The organism is Geofilum rubicundum JCM 15548 (assembly GCF_000974365.1).
Taxonomy (GTDB): Bacteria; Bacteroidota; Bacteroidia; order Bacteroidales; family Marinilabiliaceae; genus Geofilum; species Geofilum rubicundum.
This window is the reverse complement of record NZ_BAZW01000030.1, coordinates 1-18,612: the sequence shown is the minus strand read 5'-3', so window position 1 is coordinate 18,612 and position 18,612 is coordinate 1. Positions and strand designations below refer to the sequence as shown.

22 protein-coding genes are annotated in these 18,612 nt (G+C 45.9%); 9 read left to right on the top strand and 13 right to left on the bottom strand.

The genetic code is table 11. From position 1 onward, the window contains the following. Positions 1 to 119 precede the first annotated feature (119 nt). A complete protein-coding gene (locus tag JCM15548_RS13070; RefSeq protein ID WP_162198239.1) occupies positions 120 to 2,396 on the bottom strand; it encodes an ATP-binding protein in 2,277 nt (758 codons plus the stop codon). Positions 2,397 to 2,656: 260 nt separating this feature from the next. Here JCM15548_RS13070 and JCM15548_RS13065 point away from each other — a divergent pair, with 260 nt between their 5' ends. The 4 genes from JCM15548_RS13065 to JCM15548_RS13050 all read left to right on the top strand — a co-directional run bounded on the left by JCM15548_RS13065 (position 2,657) and on the right by JCM15548_RS13050 (position 5,682). Next, a complete protein-coding gene (locus tag JCM15548_RS13065; protein ID WP_162198238.1) occupies positions 2,657 to 3,511 on the top strand; it encodes a universal stress protein in 855 nt (284 codons plus the stop codon). Positions 3,512 to 3,536: 25 nt separating this feature from the next. Next, complete coding sequence (locus tag JCM15548_RS13060) at positions 3,537 to 3,950, top strand: hypothetical protein (protein WP_062126151.1); 414 nt, start codon at positions 3,537 to 3,539, stop codon at positions 3,948 to 3,950. Between the two features lie 65 nt (positions 3,951 to 4,015). Further along, positions 4,016 to 5,257 (top strand): SGNH/GDSL hydrolase family protein, encoded by a 1,242-nt coding sequence (locus tag JCM15548_RS13055; protein WP_062126149.1) that lies wholly within the window; start codon positions 4,016 to 4,018, stop codon positions 5,255 to 5,257. Between the two features lie 14 nt (positions 5,258 to 5,271). Further along, positions 5,272 to 5,682 carry an acyl-CoA thioesterase gene (locus JCM15548_RS13050; protein ID WP_062126146.1) on the top strand — a complete coding sequence of 137 codons (411 nt, stop codon included), beginning with the start codon at positions 5,272 to 5,274 and terminating at the stop codon, positions 5,680 to 5,682. A gap of 9 nt (positions 5,683 to 5,691) precedes the next feature. Here JCM15548_RS13050 and JCM15548_RS13045 read toward each other — a convergent pair whose 3' ends face one another. Beyond that, a complete protein-coding gene (locus tag JCM15548_RS13045) occupies positions 5,692 to 6,831 on the bottom strand; it encodes a DUF819 family protein (RefSeq protein WP_062126143.1) in 1,140 nt (379 codons plus the stop codon). Positions 6,832 to 7,136: 305 nt separating this feature from the next. On the opposite strand from JCM15548_RS13045, the gene JCM15548_RS13040 reads away from it, so the two are divergent. Further along, complete coding sequence (locus tag JCM15548_RS13040) at positions 7,137 to 8,756, top strand: ABC-F family ATP-binding cassette domain-containing protein (RefSeq protein WP_062126140.1); 1,620 nt, start codon at positions 7,137 to 7,139, stop codon at positions 8,754 to 8,756. Positions 8,757 to 8,853: 97 nt separating this feature from the next. Here JCM15548_RS13040 and JCM15548_RS13035 read toward each other — a convergent pair whose 3' ends face one another. Genes JCM15548_RS13035 through JCM15548_RS13015 form a run of 7 tightly spaced genes read right to left on the bottom strand, consistent with a single transcriptional unit; the run spans position 8,854 to position 11,797 of the window. Next, positions 8,854 to 9,522, bottom strand: coding sequence for a P-loop NTPase (locus tag JCM15548_RS13035; RefSeq protein ID WP_262487050.1), 669 nt, complete (start codon positions 9,520 to 9,522; stop codon positions 8,854 to 8,856). Positions 9,523 to 9,553: 31 nt separating this feature from the next. Next, positions 9,554 to 9,742: a nucleotide-binding protein gene (locus JCM15548_RS24090; protein WP_227625797.1), complete on the bottom strand. Its 189-nt coding sequence runs from the start codon at positions 9,740 to 9,742 to the stop codon at positions 9,554 to 9,556. After that, entirely contained in the window at positions 9,714 to 10,613 is a 900-nt protein-coding gene (locus JCM15548_RS13030; protein WP_062126137.1) for a nucleotide-binding protein, read from the bottom strand. Before JCM15548_RS13030 ends, JCM15548_RS24090 begins: the two co-directional genes overlap by 29 nt. Positions 10,614 to 10,624: 11 nt before the next feature. Continuing rightward, entirely contained in the window at positions 10,625 to 10,966 is a 342-nt protein-coding gene (locus JCM15548_RS13025; RefSeq protein ID WP_062126133.1) for a NifB/NifX family molybdenum-iron cluster-binding protein, read from the bottom strand. 34 nt (positions 10,967 to 11,000) lie between these two features. Then, on the bottom strand, positions 11,001 to 11,129 hold the full coding sequence (locus JCM15548_RS25600; RefSeq protein ID WP_262487049.1) for a hypothetical protein: 129 nt from the start codon (positions 11,127 to 11,129) through the stop codon (positions 11,001 to 11,003). Continuing rightward, entirely contained in the window at positions 11,117 to 11,314 is a 198-nt protein-coding gene (locus JCM15548_RS24085) for a NifB/NifX family molybdenum-iron cluster-binding protein (RefSeq protein ID WP_227625796.1), read from the bottom strand. Before JCM15548_RS24085 ends, JCM15548_RS25600 begins: the two co-directional genes overlap by 13 nt. Positions 11,315 to 11,323: 9 nt before the next feature. Further along, positions 11,324 to 11,797: a DUF134 domain-containing protein gene (locus tag JCM15548_RS13015; protein WP_227625795.1), complete on the bottom strand. Its 474-nt coding sequence runs from the start codon at positions 11,795 to 11,797 to the stop codon at positions 11,324 to 11,326. A gap of 327 nt (positions 11,798 to 12,124) precedes the next feature. Here JCM15548_RS13015 and JCM15548_RS13010 point away from each other — a divergent pair, with 327 nt between their 5' ends. After that, the gene (locus JCM15548_RS13010) at positions 12,125 to 13,660 is read left to right on the top strand and encodes an AbgT family transporter (protein ID WP_062126130.1); all 1,536 of its coding nucleotides are present in this window, start codon (positions 12,125 to 12,127) and stop codon (positions 13,658 to 13,660) included. Here JCM15548_RS13010 and JCM15548_RS13005 read toward each other — a convergent pair. Both JCM15548_RS13005 and JCM15548_RS13000 read right to left on the bottom strand, forming a co-directional pair. After that, entirely contained in the window at positions 13,602 to 14,495 is an 894-nt protein-coding gene (locus JCM15548_RS13005; RefSeq protein WP_162198237.1) for a YkgJ family cysteine cluster protein, read from the bottom strand. The two genes, JCM15548_RS13010 and JCM15548_RS13005, sit on opposite strands and share 59 nt — an antisense overlap. A 138-nt stretch (positions 14,496 to 14,633) precedes the next feature. Further along, the gene (locus tag JCM15548_RS13000) at positions 14,634 to 14,978 is read right to left on the bottom strand and encodes a YegP family protein (protein WP_062126123.1); all 345 of its coding nucleotides are present in this window, start codon (positions 14,976 to 14,978) and stop codon (positions 14,634 to 14,636) included. 234 nt (positions 14,979 to 15,212) lie between these two features. On the opposite strand from JCM15548_RS13000, the gene JCM15548_RS12995 reads away from it, so the two are divergent. The 3 genes from JCM15548_RS12995 (at position 15,213) to menC (ending at position 18,009) form a co-directional block, all read left to right on the top strand. Next, positions 15,213 to 16,010: an XRE family transcriptional regulator gene (locus tag JCM15548_RS12995; RefSeq protein WP_062126120.1), complete on the top strand. Its 798-nt coding sequence runs from the start codon at positions 15,213 to 15,215 to the stop codon at positions 16,008 to 16,010. Positions 16,011 to 16,073: 63 nt separating this feature from the next. After that, a complete protein-coding gene (locus JCM15548_RS12990; RefSeq protein WP_062126117.1) occupies positions 16,074 to 16,973 on the top strand; it encodes a 1,4-dihydroxy-2-naphthoate polyprenyltransferase in 900 nt (299 codons plus the stop codon). A 4-nt stretch (positions 16,974 to 16,977) separates the two neighbouring features. After that, a complete protein-coding gene (gene menC / locus JCM15548_RS12985) occupies positions 16,978 to 18,009 on the top strand; it encodes an o-succinylbenzoate synthase (RefSeq protein WP_062126114.1) in 1,032 nt (343 codons plus the stop codon). A gap of 100 nt (positions 18,010 to 18,109) precedes the next feature. Here the strand turns inward: menC and JCM15548_RS12980 are convergent, their stop codons facing one another. Continuing rightward, positions 18,110 to 18,322 carry a (2Fe-2S)-binding protein gene (locus JCM15548_RS12980; RefSeq protein ID WP_062126111.1) on the bottom strand — a complete coding sequence of 71 codons (213 nt, stop codon included), beginning with the start codon at positions 18,320 to 18,322 and terminating at the stop codon, positions 18,110 to 18,112. A gap of 64 nt (positions 18,323 to 18,386) precedes the next feature. Next, a partial coding sequence (locus tag JCM15548_RS21965) for a HesA/MoeB/ThiF family protein (protein ID WP_369403703.1) occupies positions 18,387 to 18,612 on the bottom strand: 226 nt, incomplete at its 5' end.

The following is an 18,612-nucleotide window of genomic DNA, read 5'->3' as shown; positions in this document are numbered from 1 at the left end:
TTTAATTAATTTGGTCAGATAGGCTGCCTCTGCTTTTCAGAGAAACAAGCTGGCGGTCATCCTCCTTTGCTATATACTTAATAACCTAAATATAAGCATAAAAAAATTCCGGCGAAAATCTATTTTATGGCCTCCATGCTTTCTTTGACAGAGGCGATGCACTTGGCTATTTCACCAATGGCCTTTTCGACCAATTGAGGATCCTTTTTAAAAGATTCCTTTCTCAGATACCTCCTCTCGATGCTTTTTAAAAGTTTATTGGTGTTATGAAAACCCAACTGTTCCATAGATGGAAGAAGCCGGTGAGCCGATTCGCCAATGGAAGGATAATCATTTCTTTCAAAATCAAATTTAATTTGACGCAACAAATTGGAGCTATTGTCCATAAAGGTCGTCAACATCAATAGGGTAAAATCCTTATCGCCCTTCGTAAATTTCAAAAGCCCCTCCAAATCTTCTCCTTCCGTCGCAGAACTGCCTGCTTCGTCATAAAAGTCATGATTCCCGTCATCTTTGGTGCCACTGGCATGCAAGGCAATCTTCTGATAGAGATTTTCTTCCGTAAAAGGCTTAAGAATAAAATCATCCATGCCCGATTGAATGTATTTTTTTATATGCCTTTGCAATGCGTTGGCGGTCATAGCAATTATTGTTGCTGGCTGCCTGCACTTCGAATGTCCCTCCATTTCTCTTAATTGTTTGGCCACCTCAATGCCATTCAATTCAGGCATATTAATGTCGAGCAACACTATTTGAAAATTTCCGGGTTTGTATCGCCTGATCGCTTCTTGTCCCGTCTTGGCAAAAACAACCTTGGCCTTATACTTTTTGAGAATAATTTCCCCCAGCATTCGATTAATGGGGTCATCATCAACAAAAAGAATATTGAGGTTTTTGAAAAAATCTTTATGGACCTTGGAACTTAAACTCCGATGCTCCATATAGGGTTTTTGGGATTTTTCAAACGAAAGGGTAAACGAGAAGGTCGAACCCTTTTTCAAGGTACTTGAGACACTAATCTCGCCTCCCAGGGATCGGACCAACTCTTTGCAAATGGTCAACCCCAGCCCAGACCCGAAATAACTCCTGCTTAATGAGTTATCAATCTGATGAAAGGGTTCAAAGATAAACTTCAACTCCTTCCGGGAAATACCAATGCCCGAGTCGGAAACATCAAAACGAATGGTACGTCTCTTGGCCGTATTATGGATGGTTGAGCAAGACAGCACTATTCTCCCTTGGTGTGTAAACTTGATGGAATTACTCATCAGGTTTATCAGGATTTGTCGCAATTTTGCCACATCACCCAATAGGACCTCATCTTCAGGAATATCCGATTGCCTTTTAAAGGCCAGATCCTTTTTTAAAATCCGGTGTCCCAGGATATCATGAACCGTTTTCAGTACAATACCAACCTTAAAAGGCTCAGGTTCCACCTGAATCTGACCGGACTCCACCTTTGAAAGGACAAGAATATCTTCAACTATTGACAATAGATGTTGGGATGAATTATTTACAATATCCAAATAATCAGACTGTTTATTGGTCAGCCGGGTTCTTTTGAGCTGGTCGGAAAAACCAATAATGGCGTTCAGAGGCGTTCTAATCTCATGGGACATCTTGGCCACAAAATCACTCTTGGCCTCATTGGCATCTTCCGCCTCCTCTTTTGAGAGCATCAGTTTCTTTTCCACCAACTTGGTTTCAGTAATGTTTTGCACCACCACCACACACAAAAATTGTCCATTCTCATCCATAAGCGGATCCAGGGTAATGGTAAAAAAATCATCTCTATATGAAAACTCTCTGCTTACCGAAGTCCCCTCCCGGGCAATTTTAAACAGAGGTTGCAAAACAGCCTTGAATTCAGGTGGAAGCAAGCCCATAAAGCTCTTGTTCCCGCAGTCCTGTGACGCCCTAAAAAAATCGGCATTTTTCTGGCCAAAACTGCACTCCATATCCAGATCTTTATTGACGAGCACAACCGTTAAACCCGGCACATTATCAGCTAACAGGTTCCAGTAATCCAGCCTCTTTTGTTGCTCACTGGCGACCTCTTGCAGCAATTCATCCAGACAAAATCCAGATTCATAATAAAAGAAGTGTCCCGGGTTTTCATCATCCGCCACCTTCTTAAATTGAGCCAAAAACCTCAGGCATTTCCCATCTTTTGACAAATGTTCCATTTCAATACCCGGACCTGCGGACAGGGAGGAATCGCTATTAAGTCTGCTTGGCAGATCTTCTCCAGGAAAAGCAGAACGGTTCGATAATATATGCTGAACAGGCATTCCTAAAAGTTCCCCAACTTCTGAATAGCCCAATAAAGCCAGTGCCGTTTGGTTGATGCGGTTAATTTTCCAGGAAGCATCATAGATGATCACTGGATTTGGCATTCCGTTTAAAATACAATCTTTCATGTGGCACCCCCTATTTCAACAGTTTTTATTCGGGTAATCAATTTCACTTAAAATTAATAAACAATATCAGAATTGTTGAATTTTTTCCCCAGCTAAAACCGACCTGAACGAACACTCACCTGTTAAATATCACTCAATCAGACAAATAACAAGACGACATAAAATATGAAGCATGTGTGGTATGGATTTAGCATTAATGAAGGGCAGAAAAGATGAAAACCGTAAAATGGAAGAAAATGGCAACACAAAAGATATTGGTCTCCACGGAACTCGATGAACTATCGGCCAAAATTACCGAATTTGCAGTTGGCCTGTCCGCTCAATTGGGTGCGTCTGAGTTAATTTTATTGAATGTAATTATTCCGGCCAGGGTTCACACCTTTTCAACCACCGGAGATATTTCTACCTATGACACCCATAACGTCAATTTGTTCAATACAGAACTGATGAAAAAACATCAATTACTGGTGAACGAAGAAGCCATGAAATACTCATCGGCCCAAATAAATGTGAAGCCCGTTGTGCGATTTAACGAAAGTAAAACAAATCTCAACAGCCTTATCGAATCCTTTAAAGCCAGCTTAGTGGTTATTGGGAGTCGGGATGAGGACAGCCTTTTGAGTCAAATATTTGGCAGCCATTCAGATGAAATTGTCAAAAAAACAGACTATCCGGCCATTGTTCTAAAAGAAGACACCAAGGTAAGTGAGATTCACAAAATTGTCGTTCCCCTCGACGTGAATGAAAAAGACCAGAGTGGTCTTGAAAAAATTGCTGATTTTGCCCAAGCCCTGCAAGCTAGAGTTAACCTTCTCTATGTGGATATGGATGGAGAAACACCCCCTGATTTAGCCATCGAAAAAATGCGGGATTTAGCCAAAGAATATCATTTAGCTAACTACGCCATCAGCGTAGTTAGCAGCCATACACTAGAGGAGGGCATACAAGGCTTTGTCAGAAAAAACAATCCCGACATGATCGCTGTTCTTTCACAGGGCAAGGGAAAAATAAAGAAACTTATTTTTGGAAGTAGCACACAGGACATCATCAAAGAAGCGGACATTCCGGTTTTTATCACCAAAATTCATTAAGTTTTTAAACCAAACCAACACCGATATGAGTCAACCCATATATGAAAGTGACCAATTGGTCATGCACCATGACAAAAAGCTGCAAACCATACAGATTACCTGGAAAAAAGAATGCGGCAACATTCTGGACGAAATCCATGCAGCGGATATAGAGCAAATAAGAACGCACATTAAAGAAGTCGCACCTCCAAAAATACTCGCCAATATGGGCAATTGCCAATACCTGATCACTTCTGAAACAGGTCCGGGGTATGAAAATCCCTTGTACAAAATATTTTCAGACCTGCCCCCATCCCGCATCGCTCTGGTTATTCCAAACAATCTTTTTGTCAATGCCTCCTTTGATGCCACCCGTGCGGCAGAGAAAGCGAGTCCGGGAACTGATTTAAAGTATTTTTACGACCCCGAAAAAGCATGGGAATGGCTCTCTAATTATTAATTATATTAACTTTATAGTCGAAAACAAGAGCCACCGTGCCATTTATGGCATTAAAAATCAGAAAGATGTCATCAAATCACATCCCTGTAACAAAATCGACTTTAAAGAACAAATTTAGTTTATGGACGCTTGCTGCAGCGCTGATGCTAATGAGTTGCGGCTCCCCGGCCTCCGAGCAAAACTGGGTGGGCACCTGGGCCACATCGCCCCAACTGGTTGAGCCACACAACATGCCACCCGAACCGGGATTGACCAACAACACACTTCGGCAAATTGTTCGTGTTTCGATTGGCGGAGATTCCCTCCGCGTCAAATTCTCCAATGAATTCAGTAACAGTCCGGTCACCCTCCAGGAAGTAAGAATCGCCGTTTCTAAGGGTGGCAGTACTATTGACGCTTCCACCGATCAGCAGCTAACCTTCAACCAATCTCCAGAAGCCACTATAGCAGCCGGATCCACATTACTATCCGACCCCATCGCCTTTAACCTCCAAGCCAGAATGGATTTGGCCATCACCATCTATTTTGGAAAGACCCCCGAGGAGGTAACCGGTCACCCCGGGTCCCGAACCACCTCCTTCATTGCTGAAGGCAACAAATCATCAGACCCTCAACTTCCTCAGGCCGCTGAAGCGGACCGCTGGTACGTCATCAATGGTATAGATGTCAAAAGTCCCGAAACAGCAGGTGCCGTTGCCATTCTGGGCAATTCCATAACCGATGGCAGAGGGTCCGGCACCAATCAACAAAATCGCTGGCCCGACGTGCTGGCTGAACGCTTAATAAATAATCCGGGCACACAAAAGGTGGCCGTTTTGAATCACGGTATTGGCGGCAATTGTGTTTTAAAAGCCTGTCTGGGCCCTGCTGCCATTGACCGTTTCGAGAGAGATGTGTTGAACCAGCAAGGTGTTAAATGGCTCATCCTACTCATAGGCGTGAACGATCTGGGACAAACCCCCGATAGTGCCGCCGCCCATTTGGTAGCCGACCAGCTGATAGATGCCTATAAACTGATGATTGAGAAGGCGCATAATAAAGACATCAAAGTCTATGGCGCCACCATCCTCCCCTTTGGGGAATCCTTCTATTATGCGTCATTTAGAGAGCCGGCGCGACAAAAAATCAATGATTGGATCCGAAACAGTGGTCATTTTGATGCTGTCATTGATTTTGATCAAGGCATGCAGAACCCCTTCAATCCGGGTAGCCTGATGCCAGACTTACACACTGGCGATTTTCTGCACCCCAATGAATTGGGCTACAAAGCCATGGGAGCGTACATAGATTTATCACTTTTTAAATAAGCAGATTTAGAATCATGCGTGCAAAATACCACTACCAACTGGAAATGAAGGTGCGAGATTACGAATGCGACCTTCAGGGAATTGTTAACAACAGTGTTTATCAGAATTATTTGGAGCATGCCCGCCACGAGTTTTTACTCAGCGTGGGTGTGGACTTTGCCGATCTGTTTAGTCGCGGCATCGCAGCAGTCGTTGCCAGAGTTGAACTGGCCTACAAAAACTCACTAAAGAGTGGCGACCGCTTTGTTGTACGCTTAAGAGCAGAACAGCAAGGCGTTAAATACATTTTCCATCAGGATGTTTACCGTTTACCGGATGAGAAATTATGCCTGAAGGGCACCATTACCTCTACCAGTCTGATCAACGGCCGTCTGGCCGTTTCCGATGAAATCGTTCAGGCACTCAACAACCTTCCGTACATATAATCCGGGAGTTCACCAGGAACGCAGCAGCATAGCCAGTAAAAATCCCAGATAGTTACCAATGGCATAACCCACTATGCCTATGGTTAACCCGGGGACTACCAGACTGCGGTTGCGCAGGGCGGCGGCAACTACGGGGACAAAGGGGGGACTGCAAACCAGGGCCGTTGATGTGATGATCATGGTGTCGGTATCCACCCTGAAAAGGCGCGACATCAAAAGTTGCAGTATTAAAGAGCCAAATACCACCCAGGCCACATAATACAGAACATCCAGGGCAGCCGCCATCAGAGTGGCCACATTGGCCATGGAAGCCACCACCACGCTAAAGACCAGCACAAAGTACATCCCAAGTTCGAAGGTCTTGGGTATGCGTCGTACGGGTGACAGGAATGACAGGCTCAGCGACAAGGAGGTGATCATCAACATAATGACGGCCATTTGAGCCTCCTCAGGTACCAAAAAAGAAATGGCCACTGATATCCCCACCACCAAAACAGATAACACAAAACCTTTGGAAAGGGGCACCAAAAAACGACGTTTTAAAATACCATAATAAGGATCTTGCCCGTCCAGCGAGTGAGTGAGCCTATCAGATTCAGCAACAACAGATTTGGGAAGAAATTTTGAAAAAAAGCGTTGACCCATTGCCAACAAAAAGAACAAATAAAAAACGCCCATCACCAGATCCGCCGAATGCGTCACCAGATAAACCGTTTCATCCACATCCAGCATCAACTTGAGCGCGGCCAGATTAGGCGTTCCACCGGTGTAGAGACCAATGAGCAGTCCACCCATTTTCCAGGGCTCTGTCATGTCGTCCGTAAATAAAAAATAGCCCGAAACAACCATGATGACCACACTTACCAGACCAATGAGCAGACTCACAAAAGTCACCCTGGCCAGCTTAAATACATCGGCCAGACTGGTAGAGAAAAGCATCAGCGGAATGGCCAGCGGAATGGTAAGGGACGTCATGGCCTCCTGAACCCCTGCACTTCCATCCGGCAAAATTCCCACATTCCCAACAACCACCCCGATAATATAAGCCACCACCACGGCTCCCAGCTTATTCACATAGCGGAAGCGGTGACACAAATGCAGCACCAGAAAGGGAATACCCAAAAAAAACAAAACAAGAAGGATCAACATAGCGTTTGAATTAGCCTGCAAGGATCAAGCCTGCAAAAGAACAAAAATTTAACCATATGCAGAAATTTATATCAATCGCAACAAACCCATTTACCATCCCATTAGAAGTGAGATGACAAGCCCATCGATGTGGATTTGCATTCACATAACTTAACACCCCACACTGGGAATCCCTCTTTTTTATCCTTAACTTTGCATCCCAAAATAATCGAATAAAACAGGTGTGACGGACTCAATTAATTCACTGATTAAATGAAACTTGCACAATACCACTTTCAAAAACAAACACATACACATCTTTATACATGATTACAGTATCCAATCTCGCCATTCAATTTGGCAAAAAATTTCTTTTTCAGGACGTCAACCTTAAGTTCACGCCGGGCAACTGCTACGGCATTATTGGCGCCAATGGCGCAGGAAAATCGACTTTTTTGCGCCTGATCAGTGGTGATCTTGACTCCACCCGTGGCAAAGTAGACCTGGCACCCGGCGAGCGCTTGTCCGTTTTAAGGCAGGACCACAATGCGTTTGACGAGCATTTGGTATTAGACACCGTTTTGATGGGGCACGAAAAGCTCTGGGCGATAAGCAAAGAAAAAGACCTGCTGTATGCCAAAGCCGACTTTTCAGAAGCTGACGGTTTAAGAGCTTCTGAACTGGAAGAGCAGTTTGCCGAGATGGATGGCTGGAATGCGGAGAGTGATGCCGCTATGTTATTGAGTGGCCTGGGTGTCAAAGAAGCGCTACATACCAAGAAGATGATCGACCTGAATGGTAAAGAAAAGGTGAAAGTCTTGCTGGCGCAAGCCCTTTTTGGCAAGCCCGACAACCTTTTATTGGATGAGCCGACCAACGACCTGGATTTGGAGACTGTCCGCTGGTTAGAGAACTACCTGGCCAATTTTGACAATACCCTTTTGGTGGTTTCTCACGACCGTCACTTCCTCGATTCCATTTGTACGCACATCGTAGATATTGACTTTGGTAAAGTCCAGCTCTTTGCCGGAAACTACACCTTCTGGTACCAGAGTAGCCAGCTGGCTTTGCGCCAGCAGTCGTCACAAAACAAAAAAGCCGAGGAGAAGAAAAAAGAGCTACTCGAATTCATTCAGCGCTTCAGCGCCAACGTCGCCAAATCGCGACAGGCTACCAGTCGCCGAAAAATGCTGGAAAAACTCAATGTGGAAGAAATTCAGCCTTCCACCCGCCGCTACCCGGGTATCATTTTCACCCCTGAGAGGGAGACGGGCAACACCATTCTCAATGTCAGCGGCCTCAGCAAGACCGGTGATGACGGAACGCAACTCCTGAAAGATGTCAGTTTCACCATCGAAAAGGATGAGAAAGTCGTCTTTCTTTCCCGCAACCCCCTGGTCACCACCGCCCTGTTCGAAATCATCAGCGGCGATGTCAAACCAGATGAAGGGCATTACAATTGGGGAGTCACCATTACCACCGCCTATTTACCCATGGAAAACAGTCGCTTTTTCGAAAGCAAACAGACGCTGGTGGAATGGCTCAGCATGTTCTCATCCGACACCAGCGAATCCTTCCTGCGCGGCTATTTGGGAAAGATGCTGTTCTCAGGCGAAGACATTTACAAACGTGTGAATGTACTATCCGGAGGTGAGAAAATGCGCTGTATGATTTCACGCATGATGTTGCGAAATGCCAACGTGATGTTGCTGGACAACCCCACCAACCACCTGGACTTGGAAACCATTCAAGCCTTTAACAATACCCTCACCAATTTCCCGGGTAATATTCTGATGAGCTCGCATGACCACGAATTCATCGATACCATTTGTAACCGTGTGATTGAAATCACGCCCAACGGCCTTATCGACAAACTGATTAAGTACGACGATTATGTCAACGATGACGGCATTCAGGCATTGAGAAGTGAGATGTATGGTGAATAAGGAAAAATACTGCACCACGTCAAACATAATAAAAAGCCATGGTCTCCTGAATATTGGAGACCATGGCTTTTTGCAAACTAACGAACAGTGAAAAAAGCTAAACCGGATTTTGATCCAGACGCCCGGAATTCAGGGTACGCCAAACATTCATTAATTGCTGGCTAATGGCACCCTCAGGGGCAAACTCCACAATGGTCTTTCCCGCCACCATAGAATGAACCATATCAACGTCAAAGGGCAGACGGCCGATAACAGGAATGCCCTTTGCCTGAAAGGCCAACTCCATTTGGGCCGACATGTCCGGATTAATATCGTGCTTATTAATAATTGCCCATACCGGCAATTCAAACTTTTTGGCCAATTGAATCAAGCGCTCAGCGTCGTGCCATCCCGACTTGGAAGGCTCGGTCACCAAAAGCACGGCATCCACACCCGAAAGTGAAGAAATGGTGGCGCAACCCACACCCGGAGGACCGTCGTTAATGACCCAGTCGGCATGGCCAGCACGGGCTACTTCGCGTGCCTTCTTGCGAATTTTAGTCACCAATTTACCGGAGTTTTCCTCCCCTGGCCCCATTCGGGCATGTATCATCTTGCCAAAGCGACTGTCAGAGACAAACCATTGGTTGTTTTTACTCTGAAAACAAGTAATAGCGGTGACCGGACAAATACGTTCGCACAGGCGACACCCCTCGCATTGATAGGGATTAATAGTGTACTTGCCATCATCGGTTAAATGAATGGCATCAAAATGGCAGTTTTCCATGCAAAGACCGCATCCGGCGCAAAACTCCTCATCAATGTTGGCCTGCCATCCTCAAAAAAGGGTATTCTTCCAATATAACAGGCTGAGCCAGTAAATGAAGGTTCGCCGCATCCACATCATTGTCGCACAAAACTATATGGGTAGCCATTGAAGCCAGTGCCGCGGTAACCGATGTCTTTCCGGTACCCCCTTTACCACTCAACACGGTCAACTCCTTCATAAGCCAGCATCCTCCTTTCTATATTTTGTATAATGGCCTTGTACCATTTTTCCATACGGCCTTGTTCACCACCTGTCAACTGACCAATGGCATACCCTTTGGCATAATTTTTATCAAAAGGGATGGTGCCGAACAACTCCGAAGAATAATCCGTCAAAACCTGGTAAACAGCATCGGTTCCCAGACCGGCTTTATTGACCACAACTCCGTAGGGCTTGTCCATGTCCTCCACCAACTGAATGGTCAGTTCCATATCATGCACCCCAAAAGGCGTTGGTTCGGCCACAACCACCACCAAATCCACATCCGAAATGGTCTCCACCACCGAGCAGGAAGTGCCTGGCGGGGCATCAAAGATGATAATACCATCAGATGCAGGGAGCGATTTTTTCAGGGCTTTTATCAGCATGGTTTGCATGGCCGACCCCACTTTTAACTCTCCTTCCGACAATAACAACTTATCTCCCAGCGAATAGTGATTAACCGTACCCACCAACTCCTGTCGCAAAGTAATGGCATCATCCTTACAGGCCACAGAACAAGCACCACAAGAGTGGCATAGGGTCGGTTCAACCTGCGCAAACTTCACCGTAGGAATAACAACAATGGCATTATAGGCACAATAGTCGCTACATTGCCGGCAAAAAGAACAATGATCGGTATTAATTTCAGGTATATCCTGATAAATCGGCTTGCTTGCTTCAAGCACCTTGTCAGAGAAAAACAAGGCATCATTGGGTTCTTCCACATCACAATCAACCAGATGCACCGAAGCCTTTAGCATTCGGCGCATATAATGCATCAGCGAAACAGAAACAGTCGTCTTGCCCGTTCCTCCCTTTCCGCTGACAACCGCTATTTTAAAACACATTTACTTACCTTCTAATGGTCACAGTAATTGGCCGAAAAAGTCAATTCATGACTCAAATATTTCTCAACCAGCTCCATATCCTTAATGGCCGGGGCCCCGACAAACACATTGATACCGTTTTGCTTAAACAGTTCAATGGCCTTTTGTCCCATGCCTCCTGCAATAATATCAGTCACCCCATGTCCGGCCAGCCAACGCGGCAGTAAGCCCGGCTCATGTGGCGGTGGCTGTACCTTGGCACTGGCTACAACCTTATCGTATTCAACGTTCATTATTGAAAAAAACTGACAATGCCCAAAATGGGCATCCAAAACCCCGTTGCCATCAACAGGAATGGCGATCTTCTTTTGCATATCTGATTGAATTAAAATTAATTTTAGGGATGCGCTAGGCCTTAAGTTTTTCAAGCAAAAGTTCCACCGTCAAATCGTCCTGCACCACCACCATTTGAATGTCAAATTTCTCTAACAAATCTTTAGCCTTTGGGCCAAAGTCGCCCGAAACTACTTTTTGCACCCCAATTCCACCATCTTTTCTGCCACCTTAGTACCTGCTCCCCCATTGGCATTGGCATATTCATTTTCTATAAATTCAATTTGCCCTGAGGCATCGTCTAAAAGACAAAACCATGCGGCTCGTCCAAAACGTTTATCAAAGGCACTTGCAGGCGTCTTTCCTGTAGCTGTAATAACTGTTTTCATAGGATTATTTTATTTATTTGGGCTCCATGGAAGTCTCACCAACCAAAGCACATTCAACTTCATAAGCCAGCTTGTTTTCTTTAAACTTTTGAGCATCGTAACAACCTTACCCGACCGGACCAATTGGTTCAATATGGGGCGACTTACATAAAGCACATTTGCTCCCATCAACGGTTTTTGGCACAGAAAACCGGGCCTGGCAGTTGTTACACATGAACCAGCTTTTATCCATCCAGGCATTGCCATAAATGGTACTAATCTCCCGAATCTCGACCAGGCACAAGCTATTTTACGGCGGGCACTCTCATATATTCGGGCAAAAGTGGCCCGGGAAACGCCCATTAATTGAGAGGCCGCCTGATGATCCAAAAAATCGTAATCGGCCAGCTTCAAGGCTTCATATTCTTCGTACAGTAAATCAACCGCCTCCCTATTTTCTGCTGTATGCCCATAAGGCTTATACTTTAAATCCGGGTGGTGCAACTACTTTTCTCAATCGTGGTGTACGCGCCATAAAAATTACTTTGCACAAATATAATGAGAATATTCTCACAATCAATTATGACAGCCCAAAAAATGTTGCATTTTAACATTCGCTTTTAAAATCCCCTTTTTTTTCTAATTTTGCATTCCCACATCCCTTTCAACCAAGCGGGCAGAAAATTCAGAACAAGCCCCATGGAATTCAGAATACATATCCAGATGGCCTGATCTGATTATCCTGGTGGGTGAAAAGTCACCTAAAAACACTACCTGGCATCCATAAAGGCGTTTAATAAAAACATAAATGGCACCAAAAAACGGACTTGTATGACAACAGCTACCAAGAAGAAAAAAAGCTTTTTTGACTATTTCCTCAACTTTCTGGAAAAAGGCGGGAATGCCCTGCCCCATCCGGCTACCCTTTTTGCCATGTTTGCACTGGGTGTACTCCTCTTATCGGTGGTAGGCGCCTGGCTGGGCTGGCAAGCCACCCATCCGGCCACAGGAGAAGTCATAACCACTGTCAACCTGCTGTCTAAAGAAGGCCTGAATCGGGTGCTCAATGAAATGGTGACCAATTTCACCAGCTTTGCCCCTCTGGGGATTGTACTTGTGGCCATGTTGGGGATCGGCCTCGCCGAGACCAGCGGACTGATTGGTGCTTTTATACGAATTCTTGTAATAAAATCGCCCAAGCGCATACTGACCTTTGTTGTTGTCTTTGCGGGGATTCTTTCGAACGCGGCCAGTGACATTGGCTATGTGCTTCTGATTCCGCTGGCAGGTATCATCTTTCAGGCCATGGGCCGCCACCCTTTTGTTGGAATGGCAGCCGCCTTCGCAGGCGTTTCAGGTGGCTTCAGTGCCAATCTCATCATTGGCACCATCGACCCCTTGCTGGCTGGTCTGTCTGAAGAGGCCGCCCACATCCTCGACCCCTCCTACAGTGTCAATCCCACTGCCAACTACTATTTCATGGTGGTCTCCACCTTTTTGATTGCCCTGTTGGGCACCTGGGTGACCGAGAAAATTATTCAGCCCCGTTTTGGCAAATACGAAGGTGAAGTGCAGCAGGAAAGCATCGAACGTTTATCCAAACAAGAAAAAAAAGGCGTGCTATGGAGTCTGGCGGTTTTCGCCGGCTGGATGATTCTCATTTTTTCAGGCTTGTTTCCATCTGACGGTATTTTGCGGGGTGAAAATGGCGGTTTGCTATCCTCTCCCGTCATCAAAGGCATCATCACCTTTCTGTTTTTAATTGCCGGAAGCATGGGTATCGTTTATGGTGTTATCAACGGGAAATTTAAAAACGACACCGACGTGGCCAACGGCATGGCGCAAAGTTTAAAGACCTTGTCGCATTACATCGTACTGGTCTTTTTCGCTGCACAATTTGTGGCCTACTTTAAATGGAGTAATTTGGGGGTTATACTGGCCATTACCGGTGCCGAAGGACTTATTCAAGCCAATCTGGGCGTTATCCCCCTCATGTTGCTCTTCATCCTTCTGGCTTCTACCGTAAATATGCTGATGGGCAGCGCATCGGCCAAGTGGGCCATTATGGCACCGATATTTGTACCCATATTCATGCTTTTGGGATACTCCCCCGAACTGTCGCAGGCCGTTTACCGCATCGGCGATTCGGTCACCAATGTCATATCGCCCATGATGAGTTTCTTTGCCCTCATCATCGCCTATTTTCAAAAATATGAGAAGAATGCTGGTCTGGGAACCATCATTGCGACCATGATTCCTTATTCCATCGCCTTCTTTATAGGATGGAGTATTTTGCTGATCGGATGGATCATGCTGAAAGCACCGCTTGGTCCGGGTGCAGGTCTGTTCTACCAGTTACCAGGCTAGGTAGTCTTTGCACTAAAACGCCAAACACTGTCCCGAAAAATCGGGATAGACTGTTATTCTCGTTTTTGAAACAGTTATTTACGAAATAACATAGTAATCGCTTAATGTCTGAAAAGAACTCAATCAGCTTTTGATCAAACTCAAAAGCCTGATTAAGTTCTTTTCCGTTAAGCCAATTCTCAAAGTTGTCCCGATCGGTCAAAAACTGTTCGAGCAACCACTCCAACGGAGCTTCATTCGATATCAATTCCTTTTCGAGTAGCCCACTCACAAAGCCATAATTCATGAACTGGCCCGCATCCATCATAAAGGCAAAAAGCGCTGGTTTGGCATCTTTGTGCCCGGGACGATTATACTTATCTATGCAGGTTTTCACATCCGAAGAAAGATAAATACGGCAAGCCATTGGTCGAACCGGATACACCATGCATACCCCGTTTTTAAGCAGGGGACAAGCCCCTTGCATCTTCAACAAGTCTTTATTGGAAACCTTCTTTGTCCGACCCACCTTTTTAGCCGCAGCCAGTTTTACACCTTCCAGTACCTCACTTGAGAAATGCGTGGTCAAATAATCCTCAATTACCAATACTTCATGGGTGGAGGCAAAAACGGACTGGTGACAACACCATGAGCAGCCCATGCGACAATCCATGGAACGTCCATGGCGCTGGCTATAATCCATAAACGAATCGGTTAACAAATCAATCTGATGGTACAATTCCCGGATTTTGGCAATCACCTCCGCTTTGGACGACTGCCTGGATAACTCAGCGGCCAATAAAAAGCCGTCATTGATAAAAGTCTGCTCCATCTCCTTTTGTTGATCCTTGGCCATAACGCAATAATAAAACGCACCGTTAAAAATGGTCTGAGCTAAATAAATCAGGGTGGAAAGATAAACAAATTGGTCAAAAAAAGTCGTTTCATTCGAAAACGAATGAAACGACTCCCCTCTAAAACTCATAAGGCTCAATCAATACGCATGAAAAACAATGGTGACATCTTCCTCCACAGCCGCACACAAATTCTCTCTCACTTCAGATATTTTAAGGAAACACTCATGCTTACTGCTAAAGGGCGAACTCATGGCCAGCAAGCGACCATCATGGCTTCGCAAATGAAACAAATACCGTCCGCTATCGGTTTGCCATTGATCCACTTCAATGTTCCCCGACAAATTCTGGCACAAATGCTCAATTCCTCTGCGACATTCACCTTTAGTAGCATAACGGGGACTCCACAGAATCTGCTTACCCTGTGTATCTTTCAGTGCAAACTGATAAGCCCCTTCCGGTTTTTGTGAAATAACAAATTTCATAGGAAATATAATTAAGGGTTACGAACCAAAACTGGCGAATAACAAAAGCACATTACACTTTTGTAATTGGTGGCGATGCATATGTAATTTACGAATAATCAGAACATTTGTCAATAAGTGGCAGCCAATTTAAAGAGCCGGACTGAAATATATTCAAACATTATTTGTGGCGACTTGTTATTAATCATATATTTGTCTATATAAAAATCAAACCTCACATAATCCTCTGTATATATGTTTTTTGCACACAATCTTAAAATATTGCGAAAGCGCAAAAACCTGACGCAGGATGATCTATCCGTCCTCACCCAAACCAAGCGCTCCACCATCAACAACTATGAAAATCAGATCGCCTTGCCGCCCATAGACATGCTGATTAAGTTTTCAGATTACTTCAATATTTCCATCGACACCCTTATCAAAGTAGATTTTCAAAAACTCTCTGCTTCGCAGTTAAGAGAATTGGAAAATGGACACGATGTTTATGTTAAAGGCGCCAAACTGCGCATTCTGACCTCCACCGTAGGGCCCGACAATGAAGAAAACATAGAATTGGTACCTGAAAAAGCCAAAGCCGGTTATTTGACCGGCTTTGCCGATCCGGAATACATCGTCTCTCTGCCCGTTTTCCGACTTCCTTTTCTGGATAAAAGCAAGAAATACCGCACCTTTCAAATCAGCGGCGATTCCATGTGGCCCATTCCACAAGGCGCCTATGTCACCGGGGAGTTTATAACGGACTGGACCAGCATCAAAAATGGTCAGGCCTGCATTCTTTTCACCATGAATGACGGGCTCTCGTTCAAAATCATCGAGAACCAGATAACAGAGCAGGGCAGCTTGCGTTGCATTTCCCTCAATCCCCTCTTCGAGCCCTATTCTGTAGCTATTTCTGAAATCAAAGAAATTTGGAAATTCGTACATTACATCAGTCCCGAATTACCTTCCGAACATCTGGAAATGAATCAGATGATTCGCACACTGGCCGACATACGCAAGGATGTGGGCGATTTAAAAGATAAATTACTCTAGCCTGAATTTAGGAATAAAACAGGCTAGAATTGCTATTTTCGCAGGACTAAAAAAAGAATCAGCATGAGCAACCTAAAAGCATGGGTCATTTCCCTTCGTTTAAGAACCCTGCCTCTGGCACTTTCAACCATATTGATGGGCAGTATTGTAGCCGCCTGGCAAAACATGTTCAACGATCAGGTTTTACTCTGGGCCGCTCTTACCACCCTGTTTCTGCAAATCCTTTCCAATTTGGCCAACGATTATGGCGATGCGGTGTCCGGTGCCGACAATGACACGCGTGTGGGCCCGCAGCGCATGATTCAAAGCGGAGTAATCAGTCTCAGCCAGATGAAAACGGCCATTATCATCAGCATCCTGCTGGCGCTCATTTCTGGCATCACCTTACTCTTTGTCGCCTTTGACGGCTTTCAATGGAAACAACTGCTGTTTCTAATTCTGGGCTTTGCGGCCATTGCAGCAGCCATCCGCTACACCATTGGTAAAAACCCCTATGGTTACAGGGGGTTGGGCGATTTGTACGTCTTTATCTTTTTCGGACTCTTAGGGGTGGCCGGCACCTGGTTTTTACATACCAACCACTGGCAATGGGAGGTATTACTGCCCGCCGCCACCATCGGCTTTTTCAGTGCCGGCGTACTCAATTTAAACAACATACGGGATATCGAGTCGGACCGCGCCAGTCAAAAAATCACACTGGTGGTCCGCATGGGGCGACAAGCAGCAGCCTGGTACCACCTCGCCTTGTTGGGGAGTGGCTGGCTGACCTTCATTGCCTATGTCCTGTTAAAGGCAGAACTGGCCCACCTTTGGCCCATTATGCTTTCCCTGCCCCTGTTTATCCGGAACATTTGGGTCACCTTCACCAACAGGAAAGCCCACCAACTAGACAACGAATTGCGTAATCTGGCTCTTAGCACCCTCTTTTTTGTCCTGCTCAGCGCCGTAACGGTATTTCTGTAAAACCATGTACAAAGCCACGCTTCATCCCCACCAGCTCATTTTTCACCATCCGGGTGGCACCTCCCGCGGGGTACTAAGCACCAAAATGAGTTATTACCTGCATATCTCGAAGGAGGCAGCCCCTGAAGTTACAGGAAGAGGTGAGTGCTCCATATTACCCGGTCTGAGTCCGGACGACCGGCCCGACCTCGAAGAAAAGCTCCAATGGTGCTGCCAGAACATCGATGCCTTGATCCCGGACTTCCACAAGCATTTAAAAGATTGGCCCGCCATACGCTTTGCCGTTGAGATGGCGCTGGCCGACCTGCACCATGGTGGTCGGGGTATCTACTACCCTTCCGACTTTACAATGGGCCAAAAGGAAATACCTATCAACGGTTTGATATGGATGGGGAATACAGATGAGATGAAACGGCGCATTGAAGAAAAACTGGAGGAAGGCTTCAACTGCCTGAAGCTAAAAATCGGCGCTTTGGATTTCGACAGCGAAATCCAACTCATAAAATCCCTGCGAAAGCGTTTCAATCCGCAGACCCTCGAATTGCGCGTTGATGCCAATGGTGCCTTTTCACCCCGGAAAGCACCTGGGGTGCTTGATCAACTGGCCCGCTTATCCATCCATAGCATTGAGCAACCCCTCAAAGCGGGACAATGGAAAGAAATGGCTCAGTTGTGTGCCACCACCCCCATCCCCATTGCACTGGACGAGGAACTCATCGGTTTGCAGGATGAAAATACCCGAAAAGAAATGATCACCTCCATCCGTCCCCAGTACATCATCCTAAAACCCAGTCTCACCGGCGGCTTCAGCTCCTCAGAAAAGTGGATAAAGCAGGCTGAATCGGTCGATGCCGGTTGGTGGATTACCTCCGCACTGGAGGCCAACATCGGCCTCAATGCCATTGCGCAATGGACCGCCACACTCAACAACCCCATGCCCCAAGGTCTGGGCACCGGTCAGGTTTTTACCAACAATCTGGACAGTCCCCTGGTGGTTGAGCACGGAAAATTAAGACACCGAACACCCTCGGCTTAACGTCCACTCAGATGGCAGATTGACAAACCCCCATCATTGAAAGGCCAACTCGACGATAAAGGAATCAGGTTGGAACTTGTTGTATGCGTTTTGCCACGGCTTATTCCCACTTGATTTTAGTCTGTAAATTTGAAACCACCGGTCGGTTGGCCTCCAAAATCGACTGCACTTTAGGCCGGCATCGCCCGCAGGATGCACCGGCACCGGACAAAATGATCAGCGACCTCAACTCTACTACTTGCCGTTTAGCAATCACCCGCTTAATCTCCTGCTCCGACACCCCGTTGCAACTGCAAATATAAGATGGACTCATTTTCTATCTTCTGTTTGAGTATTCATATCCCTAACAAATAAGGCCGGCAAAGGGTTGCGTAAAACTACCGGCCAATCGCTAAAACCCTGTTTTTGTTGTTGAGCACGTCAAAAATCATCAATTGACCAGCCAGCACCTCCCCTTGTCCCGTAATTACTTTAATGACCTCCAGGGCTTGTCGCGTACCAATAAAACCAGGCATGGGCCCCATCACACCCGGCGGTTCCGATGAAGCTTCAGGCATTTCCGGGTACAAGTCGCTATAACTGCCCGCCCCCTTATAGTGAAAA

Coding starts and splice junctions, on each gene's coding strand:
- JCM15548_RS13070 (WP_162198239.1), bottom strand. CDS start 2,396: ATGCCAAATCCAGTGATCATCTATGATGCTTCCTGGAAAATTAACCGC.
- JCM15548_RS13065 (WP_162198238.1), top strand. CDS start 2,657: ATGGCAACACAAAAGATATTGGTCTCCACGGAACTCGATGAACTATCG.
- JCM15548_RS13060 (WP_062126151.1), top strand. CDS start 3,537: ATGAGTCAACCCATATATGAAAGTGACCAATTGGTCATGCACCATGAC.
- JCM15548_RS13055 (WP_062126149.1), top strand. CDS start 4,016: ATGTCATCAAATCACATCCCTGTAACAAAATCGACTTTAAAGAACAAA.
- JCM15548_RS13050 (WP_062126146.1), top strand. CDS start 5,272: ATGCGTGCAAAATACCACTACCAACTGGAAATGAAGGTGCGAGATTAC.
- JCM15548_RS13045 (WP_062126143.1), bottom strand. CDS start 6,831: ATGTTGATCCTTCTTGTTTTGTTTTTTTTGGGTATTCCCTTTCTGGTG.
- JCM15548_RS13040 (WP_062126140.1), top strand. CDS start 7,137: ATGATTACAGTATCCAATCTCGCCATTCAATTTGGCAAAAAATTTCTT.
- JCM15548_RS13035 (WP_262487050.1), bottom strand. CDS start 9,522: ATGGAAAACTGCCATTTTGATGCCATTCATTTAACCGATGATGGCAAG.
- JCM15548_RS24090 (WP_227625797.1), bottom strand. CDS start 9,742: ATGAAGGAGTTGACCGTGTTGAGTGGTAAAGGGGGTACCGGAAAGACA.
- JCM15548_RS13030 (WP_062126137.1), bottom strand. CDS start 10,613: ATGTGTTTTAAAATAGCGGTTGTCAGCGGAAAGGGAGGAACGGGCAAG.
- JCM15548_RS13025 (WP_062126133.1), bottom strand. CDS start 10,966: ATGCAAAAGAAGATCGCCATTCCTGTTGATGGCAACGGGGTTTTGGAT.
- JCM15548_RS24085 (WP_227625796.1), bottom strand. CDS start 11,314: ATGAAAACAGTTATTACAGCTACAGGAAAGACGCCTGCAAGTGCCTTT.
- JCM15548_RS13010 (WP_062126130.1), top strand. CDS start 12,125: ATGACAACAGCTACCAAGAAGAAAAAAAGCTTTTTTGACTATTTCCTC.
- JCM15548_RS13005 (WP_162198237.1), bottom strand. CDS start 14,495: ATGGCCAAGGATCAACAAAAGGAGATGGAGCAGACTTTTATCAATGAC.
- JCM15548_RS13000 (WP_062126123.1), bottom strand. CDS start 14,978: ATGAAATTTGTTATTTCACAAAAACCGGAAGGGGCTTATCAGTTTGCA.
- JCM15548_RS12995 (WP_062126120.1), top strand. CDS start 15,213: ATGTTTTTTGCACACAATCTTAAAATATTGCGAAAGCGCAAAAACCTG.
- JCM15548_RS12990 (WP_062126117.1), top strand. CDS start 16,074: ATGAGCAACCTAAAAGCATGGGTCATTTCCCTTCGTTTAAGAACCCTG.
- menC (WP_062126114.1), top strand. CDS start 16,978: ATGTACAAAGCCACGCTTCATCCCCACCAGCTCATTTTTCACCATCCG.
- JCM15548_RS12980 (WP_062126111.1), bottom strand. CDS start 18,322: ATGAGTCCATCTTATATTTGCAGTTGCAACGGGGTGTCGGAGCAGGAG.